The 17,263-nt window shown below is 69.8% G+C and carries 10 protein-coding genes; 2 read left to right on the top strand and 8 right to left on the bottom strand.

The features are described 5' to 3' along the window. Positions 1-50: 50 nt before the first annotated feature. Both O7553_RS27685 and O7553_RS27680 read right to left on the bottom strand, forming a co-directional pair. Positions 51-2,441, bottom strand: a complete 2,391-nt coding sequence (locus O7553_RS27685) for a tetratricopeptide repeat protein (protein ID WP_281552483.1) — start codon at positions 2,439-2,441, stop codon at positions 51-53. A 3-nt stretch (positions 2,442-2,444) separates the two neighbouring features. Beyond that, positions 2,445-3,056 carry a DUF6879 family protein gene (locus O7553_RS27680; protein WP_281552482.1) on the bottom strand — a complete coding sequence of 204 codons (612 nt, stop codon included), beginning with the start codon at positions 3,054-3,056 and terminating at the stop codon, positions 2,445-2,447. Between the two features lie 794 nt (positions 3,057-3,850). Between O7553_RS27680 and O7553_RS27675 the strand changes: the two genes are divergently transcribed. Beyond that, positions 3,851-4,279 carry an Imm1 family immunity protein gene (locus O7553_RS27675; RefSeq protein ID WP_281552481.1) on the top strand — a complete coding sequence of 143 codons (429 nt, stop codon included), beginning with the start codon at positions 3,851-3,853 and terminating at the stop codon, positions 4,277-4,279. Positions 4,280-4,296: 17 nt separating this feature from the next. Here O7553_RS27675 and O7553_RS27670 read toward each other — a convergent pair whose 3' ends face one another. Together O7553_RS27670 and drmD are read right to left on the bottom strand one after the other, a co-directional pair. Beyond that, positions 4,297-8,436 (bottom strand): DNA methyltransferase, encoded by a 4,140-nt coding sequence (locus tag O7553_RS27670; RefSeq protein ID WP_281552480.1) that lies wholly within the window; start codon positions 8,434-8,436, stop codon positions 4,297-4,299. Next, positions 8,436-11,720: a DISARM system SNF2-like helicase DrmD gene (drmD, locus tag O7553_RS27665; RefSeq protein ID WP_281552479.1), complete on the bottom strand. Its 3,285-nt coding sequence runs from the start codon at positions 11,718-11,720 to the stop codon at positions 8,436-8,438. Before drmD ends, O7553_RS27670 begins: the two co-directional genes overlap by 1 nt. Before the next feature lie 135 nt (positions 11,721-11,855). On the opposite strand from drmD, the gene O7553_RS27660 reads away from it, so the two are divergent. Further along, positions 11,856-13,976 (top strand): UvrD-helicase domain-containing protein, encoded by a 2,121-nt coding sequence (locus tag O7553_RS27660; protein ID WP_281552478.1) that lies wholly within the window; start codon positions 11,856-11,858, stop codon positions 13,974-13,976. Positions 13,977-14,049: 73 nt separating this feature from the next. On the opposite strand, the gene O7553_RS27655 is transcribed toward O7553_RS27660, so the two are convergent. The 4 genes from O7553_RS27655 to O7553_RS27640 form a co-directional block, all read right to left on the bottom strand. Further along, entirely contained in the window at positions 14,050-14,658 is a 609-nt protein-coding gene (locus tag O7553_RS27655; RefSeq protein WP_281552477.1) for a hypothetical protein, read from the bottom strand. A gap of 21 nt (positions 14,659-14,679) precedes the next feature. After that, on the bottom strand, positions 14,680-15,288 hold the full coding sequence (locus O7553_RS27650) for a hypothetical protein (protein ID WP_281552476.1): 609 nt from the start codon (positions 15,286-15,288) through the stop codon (positions 14,680-14,682). An 85-nt stretch (positions 15,289-15,373) separates the two neighbouring features. Then, complete coding sequence (locus tag O7553_RS27645; protein WP_281552475.1) at positions 15,374-16,060, bottom strand: response regulator transcription factor; 687 nt, start codon at positions 16,058-16,060, stop codon at positions 15,374-15,376. Beyond that, the gene (locus O7553_RS27640) at positions 16,057-17,262 is read right to left on the bottom strand and encodes a histidine kinase (protein WP_281552474.1); all 1,206 of its coding nucleotides are present in this window, start codon (positions 17,260-17,262) and stop codon (positions 16,057-16,059) included. The genes O7553_RS27645 and O7553_RS27640 overlap by 4 nt, the downstream gene beginning before the upstream one ends. Between the last annotated feature and the right edge of the window lies 1 nt (position 17,263).

Here is a 17,263-nt window from a genome sequence, read left to right as displayed (position 1 = left end):
ACTACAGCCGTGCGTGTGATGTCCGCACGGCATCGGAGTCGACGGCGTGGTCAGGCCTGCTGGATCAGTCTGCGGAGGTCGGCTGCGCGGGCGTCCTCGAACTGGTTGAGCAGCGTCAGCGCGTCCTGCCGTACGGGCAGCGCTTCTGCTTCGCGGCCGGTCGCCGCGAGCGCCGTCGCCAGGTTGTGCAGCGCGACGGCGGCTTGCCAGGAGTCGCCGAGCCGGCGGTGCACTCCGGCGGCCTGGCGGTGGAAGTCCACCGCCTCCGCCGACCTGCCAAGATCCTGATACGCCTCGCCGACACCGTCGAATGCGGTCGCTTCCCGGCTGCGGTCACCGATCCGTCGTTGCAGCGCAGCAGCGCGATGCAGGATGTCGAGGGCGGCGGCGGGATCGCCGATGGCCCGCCGCACCCGGGCCAGTTCGACCAGCCAGTGGCCCAGCCACAGTGAGTTGTTCGCCTCCTCGGCAATCGCGACCGCAGTCTCGATGCGGGCCTGTGCACTGGCAACGTCGCCCATCTCCCGCTCGGCCCTGCCGAGGAAGAACAACGCATTACCTTCCTGACCACGGTCACCGAGGTCGCGTAGCTCAGCGAGGGCCTCCCGGAGCAGCTCGGCGGCCCCCGGCAACCGCAGCATCTCGTACCGTGTCTCGCCCAGATTGCTCAGCACGAGCGCCCGCCAGCGCCGGTTGCCGAGTCGGGTGACGATCTCCAGGGCTTCGGAGAAGAAGCGGACCGAGTCGGTCAGCCGGCGATGCCGCAGCCCCAGCAGGCCGAGCGCGTTGATCGAAACAGCGGTGCCCAACTCGTCACCGATCTCGCGGCGGACCGACAAGGCCGCCTGGTGGCACTCGGCCGCCTCGTCGAGTTGGCGTGCCTGGAAGTGTGCCTTGCCGAGACTTTCCAAGGTTTCGGCTTCCCCGCGCCGGTCACCGACCGACCGGGCTGACGCCAGCCCGATCCGCGCAGTGGTCGACCACTCGTCGAACGCGTTCTGATGCATGTAGACCCCGCGTAGCACCGCCGCCAGCTGCCAGGCGACCTGGTGTGCGCCGCAATCGCTGGCGAGGCGGGTCGCCCCGACCAGGTTGTGCCGTTCGGCCTCGAACCATTCGGCCGCAGTCGTCGAAGCGCCGAAGGTCATCGGCGCACTGCCATCTGGCGGGTCCAGCGGCACCGTCTGGTTGAACGGGAGCATCGCCGTCACCGCAGCGTCGGCGCTGTGCAGGTACCAGCGGAGCACCCGCAGCCGCGCCGCTTGGCGTTCGTCGTCCGGCTCATGCTGACGCACCTGATCGATGGCGTACGCGCGGAGCAGGTCGTGCAGTTGGTACCGGTCCAGCCCGATGTGCTCCAGCAGGTGGGCGCCCACGAGTTGATCGAGCAGATGCCGGATCCGGCGTGCCGGGGTGCCGGACAGTGCGACCGCCGCCGCCGCACTGAAATCCGGGCCGGGATGCAGCCCCAGCAACCGGAACAGTCGTGCCGCTTCCTCGGTCAACGCGCGGTACGACCAGGCGAACACCGTCCGGACCGCGTCGGACTCGTCACCGTCGTCGGCAGTGAGCGTGTCCCAGAGCGCTGACTCGTCGCGCAGGTCCTGAATCAGTTCGTGCAGGGCCATGAACGGCCGGCTGGCCGCTCGTTCGCCGGCGATCCGCAGCGCCAGCGGTAGCCGCGCACACAGCCGGGCCAGCTCGACCAACTCCTCCTCACTGTCCCCCTGGCGATAGCCGTCCATGACAGTCCGCAGCAGCTCGACGGCGTCGTGTTCCGGCAGGATGTCGAGCGTCAGGCGTTGGCCACCGTCCCTGGCCACCAGTGCGGAGAGTCGGTTCCGGCTGGTGACGATGACCGAGCAGGTATCTGTGCCTGGCAACAGCGGTCGGACCTGACCAACCGATGCGGCGTTGTCCAGCACGACGAGGATTCGCCGGTCGGCGAGGCGGGACCGATACACCGCTGCCCGCTCGTCCAGGTCTGCCGGGATCGCAGCAGGTGGTACGCCAAGCGACCGGAGGAACCGGTCCAGGGCCTCCGCTGGGTCGACCGGCAGTCCGCGGTCATATCCGCGCAGGTTCACATAGAGCTGTCCGTCCGGGTAGCGCGTCTTGACCCGATGTGCCCAGCGGACGGCAAGCGACGTCTTGCCAACCCCGGCCGTGCCGGCGACGACGAACAAGGTCACCGCAGGTGCGGTTTGGTGGGCGTCAGTCAGCAGGCGGTCGAGTGCCAGAAGCTCGCGGTTGCGGTTGAGGAAGCCTGCGACCCCGCCGGGTAGCTGCCGTGGCGGCGGACCGGGTGCCGGGTCGAGGCCATGAAAATGTACGCCCCCATGCACGTCACGGGCCTGCACCAGGTCCGCGCTGCCGGAAAGGTCGGTCCGGTTGACGTGTCGGGGATCCGGGTCGTCGGACGCCGCGCTGCCCTGGAACATGTCTCATGTTCCCGTAGGCGGCTCCAGTGTGGCCACTTCCCGATCGAAGAACGTGTCCAACGGCTCGCCTTGCTGGTACAGCCCTTCGATGAGACCTTGGCACCGGGCGATCAGGTCCGGGTCGGTGAAGCGACGAGCGGCGGCGAGCACACCCGTGTCGTCGTAGATTGCCTCGTACATTACGTCGAGACCGAGCGTGTAGATCTCCGGCAGCGGACCCCCGTTCTCGTACGGAGCGACCTGCTCCGGACCGACGACGTTGGTCAGGCCGCCGTACTCGTGACGGAGCCGGAGCAGGTGCAGCTCCCATTGCAGGTACGGGATGATCGGCTTCTCGACGACCCGCACACGCCGGTTGACGAAGCCCTGACGCGCGATCCGGCCGTAGTAATCGGCGAAGTCGTCGCGCTGCTCGTCGATCAGCCGAAGCGACTCATCCCACCGACCGTCGACGAAAGCCTCCCAGCTCTTGTTGCCGGGCTCCTTGAAGAACTGCTGCCGCTCCAGCTTCCAGAAGCCGACCGACTCTATCCGCCAGAAGTGCTCGTAGAAGTCGGTCAGGTAGTCGTCGAGTGTCAGCAGCTCACCTGGGTCACCGCCGAGGACTTCATGCATCAGGCATCTCCACCCTTGCCCTTGTGATCCACTAATCGTCACCCTCTATGCAACACAAATAAGCACACGACACCGTACCATCGAGGTATCCGGATCGAACGATCTCAGACAGCGCCCCAGATGTGTTCCGGTTTCATGTTTACTGAAGACTTCGACCGCTCCGGATGGAGGTTGGGATCACGTCGGCAGGAGATATCGCTCGATCGCTAGACGCAACCCGGTCAGCGCTTGCCCGCATCGTCAAGGCTCTCGCAGCTGCCGGAACAGCCATCCACCAGCAGCAAGGGCAACTCAGCGAACTGACCCGCGGGGCGAGCCATCCAGCCGCCAGCCAGGCCGTCGCTGCCGCCGCAGCGGCTGTCCAACGGCTGCAAGAGGCTGCCGAACTCACCTCAGCCGCAGGTCGAGACCTGCTCGACTACACCCGTAGAATCAGCGGCGAGCCGACAGCAGCCCCTTCGGACAGGTCTGGCCCCTACGACGCCACCTCGTCCATAGCAGCCGGCGGACGTCTGCTTCCCGATCAAGTCGAGCGGTTGAGGAGCGACCTCCCGGGTGCGGTCGAACCAGGGACCGGGCAAAAGATTTCCGCAGCGCACCGGAGACATCGAGATGAAGGTTGCCATGCAGATGCGAGATCGCGGCATCCGCCACCTCGATATCGTCCTCAACAACGTGCCTTGCAGAGGCCGGCTCGGCTGCGATGGGATGCTTCCGATCCTACTCCCGGAAGGCAGCTCCATCACCGTGCACGGTCCAAACTTCCGCAAGACCTACACAGGGGGTGCCCGCCCGTGGTGGCGCTAGAAGTCTGGTTCGACCAGGTCCCCGAGAACGACTTCGGCACCGGCGACCCGGCAATCATCATCGACGACCTGACCGGCCTCGACAAGTTGATCGAGCACATCCTGACCGCCACGACGGATCGCCAGATCCCCTCAGTCGTTCAGGCAAACCTGCTAGGCGAAGATGGTCTCCCCATAATCGAAGCAGGGATCGGTCGCGGCCGAGGATCCATCTCATACACTGACCACAACGGTGGCTTCTATTCGATCGGGGACCCTAGCCGCAGCGGCGATGCCGTCTACGACTACATGGGAAACGAACACGTCGTCCCCGCCAGCGCTGAGATTCCGCTGAGCGAGGTCCGCCAGTGGCTGGCCGAGTTCATTGCCACCGGCGGACCATCCGCCGCCGTCCCGCTGGCTCCCGAGGTCGGCTAGCGGCGGCTCAGGATCCTCTAGAAGAGGGCGTCGGGGCGGGGAAACAAGGCGTCGTCGAAGGCAGGGAGCAGCGCCTCCGGTTCCTGAGGTTTTCGGGGTCGCGGGACCGACTTGGTCGACTTGCGTGGTGTGCGGCGTGCTCCGGAGTGCAGGCCCTCGCGGTTCTCTTCGTCGTAGCGCTTGTGGTTCAGCTCCAGCAGGCGATCAAGGATCTCGACCTGCACCGCCGGGTCGATCGTGTAGCGGGTGCCCTGCCGGGTCTCGTGGAACCCGTGATTGAGCTGCAGGTCGGACCAGCCGTACGCCTCGGCAACCGCCTTGTCGATCTCGACGTGGATTTCCCGCAACCGCCGGATGTCCGCGCTGGCCACGCCCTCGTCGTGGACCAGGTTGTAGAGCTTCGTCAGCCCCAACCCCCGCCCCAACATCACCGACCGCCGGTACGAGTCCAACTCCTCACCAACCCGGTCCATCCGGTCCGTCAACTCCGGCTGCGGGAACGTCTCGAAACCATCGGACGGCGTGTAACGCGCATCCGATCGAAGACTCGACTCACCTTTAATCGTCCACCATGAGAAATGGACGCTACTTGAAAGCAGGGAGAGCTTGGATGATTGACCCGTGGCGAATACAACAAGTTGCTCATTCAATACATGTCCGGTTGACACGAACGCAGGCACGCCTGTCCGACTGACACGTGCGATGGCGAGGACGCGGTCGAGCCCTTCGATGGCCTCGTACAGCTCGGGGCGGCGACGCTCGTACTGCCACCAGCGATTGCGTGCGCTGGCGCTGTACTTGTTGCGCTCGCGTTCGGGTTTGACTTCGCGTTCGACGATGGCGAAGCAGTCCGGGTACTGCTGGGCGCGTTCGATGGGCCAGTCGTGGAAGTTGATGACCCAGCGGGTGGCCGAGCAGTCCGGACTGGTGTTCAGGTCTTCACCGTTGAGGTAGGGGAAGAGGACGTCCTTGTTACGCGGGTCCTTGGCGATCAGCGCCTGCGCCTGCTCCGGCTCCAGCAGGAATCCTTTGCCCAAGATGTTCGAGCCTTGGAACGACTGGCCGGCGTTGGCGGCGAGGCGGTGTGGGTTGCCGGTCACTCGGGACTCGGCGTCGAGCGAGGCGGTGATGCCCCGCACCTTGCGGCCGTCGAGGATGCGGTCCTCGCCGCTGCCGGCGTGCCCCACCCAGAGCAGCGACACCTCCAGCGAGGCGGTGCCCGGCCACGGCTGCGACTTGTTCGCCCGATAGATCGTCCAGCCCATGTCGATCGCCTGATCCAGGCCGACCTCGCGGGTGTCACCCTGGGCGATCGTGTTCGTGGCGATCAACCCGACCCGGCCCTGCCCGGTCACCGCCAGTTTGCGCAGCAGGAAGTACGAGCACAGGTCGGCGCTGCCGCGTCGGCCCCGGCCGACCCGCTCCACCAGATATTCGCGCAGGTCGACACCGATCGATCCGGTCAGCCGCTGGCCGCCCACGAACGGTGGGTTGGCGATGACGGCGTCGAAGCCGGCGCGGTTGCTGACCTCCGGGAACTCCAGCGGCCAGTGCAGGGGGCGGATCGGGGCGGAGCGGCTGCCGCGCAGCCAGTCGCTGATCGTGTCGGTCAACTGCCGAGTCTGCTCCGTCGACGCCTCGTCGTGCAGCACCGCGTACACCTGGTCGCTGATCGCCGACAGCCGGTCGTCGTACCTGTACTCGGGATCGTCGTCGGGGTCGTCGTCCGGATCCCACGGGCGGCGCTGTGCCCGTACGGCGGTGGACAGCGCCGCGCCCACGACGGCGTCGGCGGCCAGCCGCAGCCCGTCCCCCATCTGCTCGATCAGGCCCAGCTTCGCCGCCTTGTCGGCGGCGTCTCGGGTGTCCTGCACCACGCTCGCCTCGATCTGCTCCCGCAGCTCGGTCATCTCGGCGACCAGTTCGTGCAGCCGGTCGGTGACCGAGCCGTAGAGCCGGGCGTGCAAGGATCGCCCCTGCTCCGGGTCCAGGTGGAAGGCGGTCAGCTGGTCCAGCGAGGTGATGCCGACCAGCGAGTCACCGCAGCGCAGCGCATGGTCGAGGAAGCCGAACGGTCGCCCCTTGGCCAGGGTGACCAGCCACAGCGACAGCTTCGCCAACTCGACGGCCATGTCGTCGCGGTCCACACCGTACAGGCAGCGGGCGGCGACCATCCGGCGGGCCACCAGCCGCAGCTCCTCCTCGGTGCGCCCGTCGGCGGGCAGGTCGGCCAGCTCAGCCGGCAGCTTGTCGCGCTGCCAGGCCCGCACCACCACCTCGGCCAGGTAGCGGCAGGCGGCCACCAGGAACGCGCCGGAGCCCATCGCCGGGTCCAGCACCTTCAGCTGCAGCAGCTCCTCCGCGCTTTTCGCCCGCCACACGCCTTCCTCGGCGACGCCCTGCGCCGGGCCGGGCGCGAAACACAGCGGTGCCAGGGTGTGCCGGACGACCTCCTCGGCCAGCTCCTTCGGCGTGTAGTGGGTGCCGGTGGCCCGTCGGTCGCCGACCTGGGTGAACAGCACCGACCCGGCCGGGAAGATCGTCGGCAGGCCGCGCAGGTCGGTGCGGAGCAGCCCCCAGTACGGGCGGGCCCGCTCAGCCAGGTCGGCGTCGTTGTCGCAGGCGGCGTGCAGCGCCGCCACCTCGTCCGGCCGGGGCGTGCGGGCCAGCGCCCTGCCCACCTGACCGGCGGTCAGCCCACAGCGTTTCACCAGCCAGCCGCGGAACTCCGGCTCACCGAGCGCGGCCTGCTCGACCAGCTCGGTCAGCGGCAGCTCCGGCTCCAGTTTGCCGACCAACCCAACGTGCGGCTGATCCACCCGCAGGCAGGAGAAGTCGAGCAGTCCTTCGTAGACGTGGCCGATCTGCTCCACCCCGAGGCTGGAGTAGCTGAGCTGCTCGGCGGCCTTGCCCCGGTGGCGCAGCACCAGCAGCGCGTCCAGGATCTCCAGGATGACCCGGTCGGTGACCGCCGCCCGGTGCAGCCAGCCGAACCGGGCCGGGTCGAACAGCGACCCGCCGTGCGCCGGGATCATCAGGTCCGGGTGGGTGCAGCCGCCGTGCACCGCCGCGAACAGGGCCAGCAGCCGGGGCCAGGCCGCCGCCCGCCGGTCGGTCACCTCCTCGCTGTACAGGTCCCGCGCCAGGCTCAGCTGGGCGTGCAGCGTGGTCGCCGCGTACGCCTCCTGGTAGAGCGGGTCACCGAGCGGCAGCAGCCGCTGCTCCTCGGCGTACAGCAGGAAGACCAGACGCATCAGCACCGTCAACGCGCCCCGGTAGATCTCCCGGTCGGCGACGTCGCGCAGCAGTTCCCCGCCGGATTCGCGGTCCAGCCGGGCCAGTTCGCCGACGAACAGTTCCACCGCCCGGCGGACCTGGTCACCGAGGGTGGTGGTGACCTGGGTGAGGGCGTCGGCGCTGCGGACGAACAACCCGGCGAGGCTGGTCGACGCGGTGCCGTCCGGGTTGGCGGCCGGCGGCAGCACCCGGCTCGCCGCCAGCAGGGTGGCGAACGCCCGCAGCAGCAGCGGCTCCTCCAACCACAGGTCGGCGTCGAAGACGGCGACTCCGGTGGCGGTGCCGGGGCGGGCGTGCACCAGCGCCCAGTGCTGGCCGTTGGTGAGCAGCGCCACCGGGGTACGGGTGTCGCGGCACAGCTGCGCGGCCTGCTCGGTGGGTGCCGGCCGGTCGCCGTCGGGCCTGGTCAGCGGCGTGTCAGCCGGCAGGTGGTAGACGTGCAGCCGGGCGGCCCGGCCGCCGCCGGGCTCCGGCCCGTACATGATCCAGTCGGGTCGACGGCGACGCCGGTCGGCGCCAGCGAGGATCTCCGACGGCAGCGCGGTGCCGTCGCCACGGGCGCTGGCCGGGTAGCGCAGCAGCTCGGTCAGGATCAGCTCCACCCAGGCCGGGGCAAGCAGGTCCGGCGGGGCGTCGAGGATCTCACCCCAGCCTTGGCGGATCCGCTGGCGGACCTCGTCGGGCACGGTGTCCAGGCCGTCGGGCAGGGCGACGGTCAGCACCGGCACGGTCAGGAACGGCCCGTCCGTGCCGAGCAGGCCGAGCCATTCGGCGTGCTGCTCGTCGGCACGTTGCGGAGCCGGCCGGTACGGGCGACGGCCGGCAGTGACTGCGGTGGCGGTGCTTCGGGTGGACGGCATCAGCGGGCACCTCGGGCGAGGGAAGCGGGCACCAGGCAGGTGACGGCGGCGGGGAACCAACGGGCGGTCGGGTCGGCGTAGCGGCGGCGCAGCGCGTCGGTCTCCCGCTGCCGCTGCGCCGGGATGTCGCGCAGCCGGTTCCGCAGGGCGTCCCGGTCGGCGTGCAGTTGTTCGCGTTCCAGCTCGAACAGCGACGGCTGTTCCCAGGACGGCGTGTCGTCGAGGCGGGCCCGGATGTTGGCCGCCAGCTCGTCGAGCACCGCCCCGATCGCGGTGACCTCCTCGGCGCAGCGCTGCTCCAGCAGGCTGTACAGGCTGCGTTTGCGCTGGTCGGCGCGGACGGCGAGAGCCCGGCTGAGCGGCTCGGACAGCGTCGGCCACAGCTCGACGAGCTGGCCCAGCATCGGCTCCGCCGGTGTCTCGTCGGTGGCGGCGGCGAGTAGCGCGTCCAGCTCCTCCTGGCGGGCGCGGGTCAGTTTGCCGGCGACGATCGGCCCGCCCGCGGTGATGATCTCCTCGTGCAGTCGGGTGCCTTCCGTGCCGGTGATCACCACCCGGCCGTGGGCGATCAGCGCCGGGCTGCGCAGCAGCTCGCCGGGGACGATCCGGGCGGTGACCCGGTGCAGCCGCTTCCCGGTGCCCGCGTCGGGGCCGGTGCCGGCACCGGAGGTGCTGCCGCTGGACCCGCCGCCGGTCCGTGACCACAGTTCGGCGCGCAGCAGCCGCAGGCACATGCCGACCAGCCGGTGCCCGAGGTGCAGCAGCACCACGTCGGTGCGGCCCTTCGCGGCGTCCGGGTCGAACGTGACCGGCCTTTCCCGGCCGGTGACCGGATGCAGCAGCCCGTCGGTGCGGGCCGTCGCCCACGCGCCGGGCAGCTCCGGCAGCCGGAACCAGGTGCCGGTGGCGTCCGCCGGGGTCGGGGCCGCGATCAGGTCGCGGCGGTGCGCCAGCCGCAGCGCCGTGCGGACCACCCGCTCCACCGTGGCCGGGGTCAGGTTCAGCTGGGTACGGCTGGCATGCAGCTTCTCGGTGAGCCGCTGCAGTTCACGGGCCAGGTCACGCTCGTACCGTAGCCGGGCACGGCTGGCCCGCCGGCCGATCTCGGCGTCGGTGGCCCGCCAGTCCGTACGCTTGCCGGTCATCTTCTGCTCGACCTGGGTGGCGATGACCTCACCGGCGCTGCCCAGGTCGGTGCGGATCGCCTCGACCTTCTCCACCGCCAGCCGCAGGAACGCCAGCTCGTCCTCAAGGGACCCGTCGGTGTAGTCGGCGTGCTGCCAGCCGGCCGGGACGAAGTGCAGCACCTGCACCTCGGCGGCCCGTTGACCGTGCCGGTCGATGCGGCCGTTGCGCTGCTCCAGCCGGTTGGGGTTCCACGGGATCTCCCAGTGCAGCAGCCGGTGGCAGTGCCGCTGCAGGTTGATGCCTTCGCTGGCGGCGTCGGTGGCCAGCAGCACCCGCACCGGGTCCAGGGACGGGTCCTCGGTGAAGACGTTCTTGACCCGTTCGCGTTCCTGCGGGTCCTGCCCGCCGAACAGCAGCGCGATCCGCTCCGCCGGGTAGCCGGCGGTGATCAGCCGTTCGTGCAGCCAGCGTTGGGTGTCGCGGTACTCGGTGAAGATGATGACCCGCTCGTCGGACCAGTCGTCGCCCGGCCGCACGATCGGGTCCAGCCAGGCGCGCAGCGCGGTGAACTTGGCGTCCGGCTGGTGCTGCGCCGACCGGGCCCAGGTCCGCAGCTCGGTGAGCAGCGCCTTCTCCTCGGTGGACAGCGGCGGCGCCCAGCGGCGTACGGCGGTCAGGGCGTCGGCTTCGACCTCGCCGTACGCCTGGTCGTCCTCGGTGGTCTCGTCGAGGCGGTCGATCACCGGCCGGAGCACCTTGTCGGCTTTGTCGCGTACCGGGGTGGTGTCGCCGGACCCGCTCGGGGCGCGCGCGGACATGGTCGCGAGGTGGGTGTCGACGGTTTCGGCGAACGCCTTCGGTGACGAGAAAAGTCGCCGTTTCAGCAGCGTGGTGACGAAGTCGGCGGCGAGTTGCCCGGCCCGGTCGGCGGCGGCGTCGCGGCGGCTGGCGGCGTAGCGGGACAGCAGCTCGTGGGCGTGCCGTTCGGCGGCCGGGTAGTCGACCTCAAGGTAGTCGAGGCGGCGCACCGGGAACCGTGGGCTGCCGTCCCACCTCGGCGGCAGGTCGCTCTTGAGCCGGCGGACCATCACCCGGGCCAGCTGCTCGTCGGTCGGTTTCACCCCTCGGGCGAAGCGCTGGTCGTCGAGCAGCTCCAGCAGCGCGGTGAACGACTCCAGGTAGCCGTTGTGCGGGGTCGCCGACAGGAACAGCCGGTGCTCGCAGTGCGGGGCGAGGATCCGGATCGCCTTGGTCCGCTGGGAGTCGGTGGCGTAGCGGCCCCGGCCGGCCGGCGCGCAGGTGTGGATCTCGTCGACCACGAGCAGGTCGATGGCGCGCGGGTAGCGGGGGGCGGTCGGCAGCACCTCGCGGAGCAGCCGCAGCGGGCGGTCGCGTTTGAGCCAGTCGACGCTGACGATCAACCGGGGGTAGTGGGTCCACGGGTTCGCGTACAGGCCTCGGCTGCGTCGCAGGTCACGCAGCAGTGCGCTGTCGACGATGCGGAATTCGAGGCCGAACTTGTCGCGCATTTCGTCGCGCCACTGCCGGGTCAGCCCGGCCGGGCAGACGATCACCATCGTCCGGGCCCGGTGCCGCAACATCAACTCCTGCATGACCAGGCCGGATTCGATTGTCTTACCCAGACCGACATCATCGGCGATCAATAAGTTGGTGCGTGGCATGGACAACGCCCGGACCACCGGGTCAAGCTGGTAGTCCTCGATTTCCACGCCGGACCGGAACGGGGCCTGCAACGCCGTACGGTCGGCGGAGGCAATCGCGCCCCAACGGACCGCGTCGAGGAATGCGTCCAGCTGGGCCGGGTCGTCGAACCCGTCACCCGGACCGGGCAGGACGGTGGAGTCGTGCACCGCCCGACCGGGCTCCAACTCCCAGACCACCCGCAACTCCTCGTCGCGGGCATCGTCCTCGACGCTGATCAGCTGCACCAGGTGCGGCGCCTGCCCGGTGAACACCTGCGGGTCGGCGCTGGCGACCTCACCGCGGACCACCTGCGCCGCCACCCACCTGCGGTTTCGCACCGTCACCAGTTGGCCTTCGGCGGGCACCGCCGACTGGTCCGTCAGGGTTGTGACAGCAGATCCACCACGCTGACCATCGTCGATAGTTTGGTGCGAGATGTCCGAACGGCCCATTCCATACGTACGTGCCTCCACTCTGCACCTTTCGTCGTTCTCCGCGCTCGGAACTGTTGCGTAGCATGGGCTCTCCGCGAACGCAGGCGTGCAGGCTAGTGCAATTCGTCCACACAGTCGACAGGGGTTACGACAGTGGCCAAGCTCGGAATCGCCAAGGACTTCCTGGCCGACTATGCCAAGCTGCAAAAACCCGTTCAGAAATCGGTTTCCGCCGTGATCGACAAGTTCGCGGCACACACCCACGCCGGCATCCACCTGGAGAAACTCGCCAACGCCAAGGACTCCCGCATCCGCACCATCCGGATCACCCAGTTCTACCGGGGCGTCGTACTCGCCCCGACCAGCGGCGACGAGTTCCTGCTGCTCACCGTCCTGCCCCACGACGACGCCATCGAGTACGCCACCAGCCGGCGGTTCACCGTCAACCAGGCCCTCGGCGTCCTCGAAGTCCGCAACCAGCAGGCCCTCGACAGCATCGAGCCAGCCCTGCAGCAGGCCGCCAGGGCCAACCCGAGCATGCTGTTCAGCCGGGTCAACGACGCCGACCTGATCCGACTCGGCGTCGACGCCGACATCCTCCCCCTGGTCCGGCTGCTCACCACCGAAGCGCACCTGGAAGCCCTGGCGAACCTGCTACCCGCCGCCCAGTACGACGCACTCACCGGCCTCGCCGCCGGATACACCCCGGAGCAGGTCTGGGACGAGGTCAGCGCACACCTGCCGACCAGCGCACCCGCCGAGCCGGTCGACCCGGACGACCTGGCCGCCGCCGCCGCCCGCACCCCGGACCGCTTCCACCTGGTCTCCGGCCCCGCCGAGCTGGCCAGCATCCTCGCCCACCCGTTCGACGCCTGGCGGGTCTTCCTGCACCCGACCCAACGGGAGATCGCCCACCGCCCGTCGTACGCCGGACCGGCGCTGGTCACCGGCGGTGCCGGCACCGGCAAGACGGTGACCGCCCTGCACCGGGCGGTGTTCCTCGCCGCCCGGATCACCGGCGGCCCGGACCGGCTGCTGCTGACCACCTTCACCCGCAACCTCGCCGACGCTCTCGACCGGCAACTCGGCCTGCTCACCGACGATGCGCCGATACGGGACCGGATCGACGTGCTGAACGTCGACCGGCTCGCCTACCGGATCGTCGCCGAGACCCTCGGCCGCCAACCGGTCATCGCCGACGCCAGGACCGTCACCCGACCGCTGTGGGAACAGGCCGCCGACGCCACCGGCGGGCAGCACAGCGCCACCTTCCTGCAGCGCGAATGGGAGCAGGTGATCCTGGCCCAGGGCATCACCGAACCGGCCGGCTACCTGGCCGCCCGCCGACACGGCCGGGGCGCGCCGCTGCGCGCAGACCAACGGCTCGCCGTCTGGGAAGCGATCCGGCAGGTCACCGACGCGTTGCGGCAACAGGAGCAGTACACCCACCTGCAGCTGGCCGACCAGGCGGCGAAGATCCTCGCCGAACGGCCGGACCGCCCGTACCGGCACGTCATCGTCGACGAAGGCCAGGACCTGCACCCGGCCCAGTGGCGACTGCTGCGGGCCGCCGTCGCCGCCGGCCCCGACGACCTGTTCATCGTCGCCGACCCGCACCAGCGCATCTACGACAACCATGTGTCGCTGGGCAGCCTCGGCGTCGGGATCCGCGGCCGCAGCCGCAAGCTGACCATCAACTACCGCACCACCCAGGAGATCCTCGCCTGGTCGGTGCGGCTGCTCACCGGCGTGCACCCGACCGGGCTGGACGACCAGCAGGACGACCTGACCGGCTACCGGTCGCCGATGCACGGCCGCCGGCCCCGGGTAGCCGGCCACCCGGACCGGGACGCCGAGCACGACCAGCTCGTCACCCAGGTACGCAGCTGGATCGACGACGGGGTCGAGCCACACGCGATCGCCGTCGCCGCCCGCAACGGCCACCTGGCCCGCGCCGCCCGCGACCGGCTCGGCACCGCCGGCATCCCGGTCAGCACCCCCACCGCCAGCAAGACCAACGCGGTACGGGTCGGCACCATGCACGCGATGAAAGGGCTCGAGTTCCGCTGCGTCGCGGCGATCGGCGTCGACGCCGACACCATGCCGGCCCGCTCGACGATCACCGCAGCCGACGACGACCCCACCGCGCACCGGCACGACCTGCAACGGGAACGCTGCCTGCTCTTCGTCGCCTGCACCCGCGCCCGGGACTCGCTCTACGTCTCCTACGCCGGTGCGCCCAGCCCGTTCCTCGACGCCCGGCCCACCCACTGACCAACCCCTTGAACCCTCCGCCACACAGCCCTGCTCAACGGACTCATGGCGGGGACCGCCCGTCGAGCCCGCCTCAACACTCGGCCGTCGAGGCGGGCTCGACGCAGACAGAGAGCCGGTGCGGGAAGTCGATCGAGCGAACGCCCCCGGTCGACCGGTAGGTCACCGTGACGGGTGGGGCCTCCCACAGGCCGGGCCGAACGGCCGTGATCTTGAATACGGTCGAGTAGCGTTCCCGGCTGGCATCGCTCGGCAGCAGCTCGACCGAAGCCGGGTCGACGGCGGTCAGACCAGGTGCGAACACGGGCGGGAACCGGTCGGTGAAGCCGACTCCGTCGGGTTGGTCCGGCGCCAGCGCCACCAGGCCGACGGAGTCCACGCTGACGACCGCCGAGTCGCTGGTCGCCATCTCAACGGAGATCAGCTGGACCGGAGAGCTTGTCACGTTCCGGAAGACGACCAGGCCGTCGTAGCGGCTCTGGCTGACCTCCAGCTGTGAGCTGTGCTGGCTGCCGCGCCCGGCCGATTCGAGGGCGACACCCCGATGATCGTCGTCGGCCAGGCCTGCGGACGACGACTGCCTGGGCGCCCCGCTATCCGGGCCGTCCGAGCCGCCGGTGCACCCGGCGACGCCGAACGCCAGGACCACAGCGAGACCCAGAGCGGTAGGCAGCCTTCCCATGTCTCCCCACGTCACCCCTTGTTAACACCCGCCCTGCGGGTTCGGATACCACCAGGCCGTCGCCGGGTAGTCGTCCCGCTTCCAGCAGTAGTAGTTCGAACTGTGTGACGCGAGTGGGGCGTACGCCACCGCGTCAGCCGACGTGGTCACCGTGCAGTTGGTGTTGAGCCGATGCTTCCTGAAGCCGAACAGCCGGCCTTCTTTCGTCCGTACCAGGCGGGACGTCACCCCCGACGACAGCGGGATCGAGTGGCTCCAGCTGGTCGTGTGGCTCGACCCGACGGTGAGGTCGACACCGAAGGTGGTCTCAGCCGACGCGACGAGCGCACCGGCCGAGACCGAAAAGCTCGCCGACGTGGTGACCGAGATGTCGATCGTGCCGCTACCGGTGAAGTCGATGGACCCGGGACCGGTCTGCCAGTCGCTCGCGGTGTCGGTGGAGATCCAGACCTTCTGTGGCGACCAGACCTCGTAGGTCTCCTCGATCGGGCAGGCCTGGGGGACCATGTCGGCGGCCCGCACCGGAGCGACCGCGAGCAACGACAGCGCCGTGCCGGCCGCCACGACCATGGCGGCCCGTACCCCGCTCGGCAGGCACCCCCGCCCCATCAACAACAATGATCGGGACATATCGATACGGTAGGCGGGCCAGTCCACGGACCACAAGGCGGACCCGGGCAGCACGGTGCAAGATCTCCGACAGACGCCTCGGCACTCAGGTCAGGCCGGGGGTCAGCAGGCCGCTCTCGTACGCGAGGATGACCAACTGGGCGCGGTCGTGCGCGTACAGCTTGGTCATGATCCGGTTGACGTGGGTCTTCGCCGTGTGCGGCGAGATCACCAGGTCCTGGGCGATCTGCTGGTTCGACCGGCCGCGCGCGACCAGCAGCAGCACCTCGCGTTCCCGGTCGGTCAACTGGTCGAGCGCCTCGCTGGCCGGATTCGGCCGGCTCACCGCTGCGGCCGGTGGGTGGCCTGGCAGCACGTACCGCTCGATGAGGCTGCGGGTCGCGGCCGGCGACAGCAGCGCCTCACCGGCGTGCACCGCGCGGACCGCCCGGACGATCTCCTCCGGCTCCGCACCCTTGCCGATGAAGCCGCTGGCACCCGCCCGCAGCGCCGCCACCAGGTACTCGTCCTCCTCGAACGTGGTGAGGATCAGCACCCGGGTGTCGGCCAGCGCCGGGTCGGCGCAGATGGCCGCCGTCGCGCCGATGCCGTCGAGTTGCGGCATCCGGATGTCCATCAGTACGACGTCGGGACGCAGCGACCCGGCGAGCCCGACGGCCTGCGTACCGTTGACGGCTTCGCCGACGACGCTGATCTCGTCGTGGTCGGTCAGGATGTCGGTCACGGCCTGGCGGATCAGTGGCTGGTCGTCGACGACGAGCACGCTGGTCACCGGGGTTCCTCCTTGGGTAGCGGCAGGGTGGCGGCGAGCCGGTAGCCGCCCGGGGACAGGCCGGTTTCGACGACGCCACGGACCGAGGCGACCCGTTCCCGCAGACCGACCAGTCCGTGCCCGCTGCTGGGCACCTCGAGCCGGTCGTCGGCCGACCGGCCGGACACTGGATTCGTGACCATCACGTGGATCCGGTCAGGGTCGACCTCGACCTGGACATGCGCGCGATGCCCGGCACCATGCTTATGGGCGTTGGTCAGGCCTTCCTGGATCACCCGGTAGGCGACCACGTCGACCGCGCCAGTGACCGCCGACAGATCCCCGTCGGTACGCAGCGACACGTGGAGCCCGGCCCCGGTGAACCCGGCGACCAGCTGGTCGAGCCGGTGCATACCCGGCTGCGGGGCGGTCGCCGCCCCGTTGGCCGGGTCGTCGTCCTCGGTCCGCAGCACCCGCAGCAGGTCGCCGATCTCGGTGAGCACGGTCCGGGCCGCGCCCCGGATGACGCCGAGCGACTGCTGGGCCCGGTCAGGGCGGGTCTGCAGCGCCGACGAGGCCACCCCGGCGTTCAAACTGATCACCGAGATCTGGTGAGCGACGACGTCGTGCAGGTCACGGGCGATCCGCAGCCGTTCCTCGGTCACCCGTCGACGGGCCTCCGATTCGCGGGTCTGTTCGGCACGCTCGGCGCGTTCGAGGATAGCGAGCAGGTACTCCCGCCGGGACCGGGTGGCGTCGCCAGCGGCGGCCGCGAACGCGACCAGGACGATGACCTGGAACGCCCGGGGATCGAACACGCTCCCGATTGCCGTCAGGAGGTTGAGTAGGGTCGTCGCGACAACGGCGGCGCAGGCTGTGGTGAGCGTGGTCCGCCGGTCCGTGCGGTTCGCCGCGCCGAACATGGCGATCGACACCGCGAGCACCACGCCCGGCTCCAGCGCCCCGGTGGCCGCCACCAGACCGTAGACCGCGATACAGCCGGCCAGCACCGGCAGCGGCCAGCGCCGCCGCAGCGGCAGCAGCACGGCCGGGACGATCGCCAGGGCGACGGTGACCGGTCCGGCCTGCTCATGCTCGGGGACTTTGAACGGGGTGAGCGCCGTCGCGACGATGATCACCGCCGCGACGAGGTCACCGACCCACGGCGGTACGCGCGGACGCCGATGTCTCGGGTCCGCCGGCCCGGCCGTAGTGGTCGTCATG

Origin of the sequence: Solwaraspora sp. WMMA2059, from assembly GCF_027497315.1 — a bacterium.
In the GTDB taxonomy this organism is placed as follows: domain Bacteria; phylum Actinomycetota; class Actinomycetes; order Mycobacteriales; family Micromonosporaceae; genus Micromonospora_E.
Note: the sequence above shows the minus strand (reverse complement) of the source record. Positions and strands in the feature narration are given on the sequence as shown.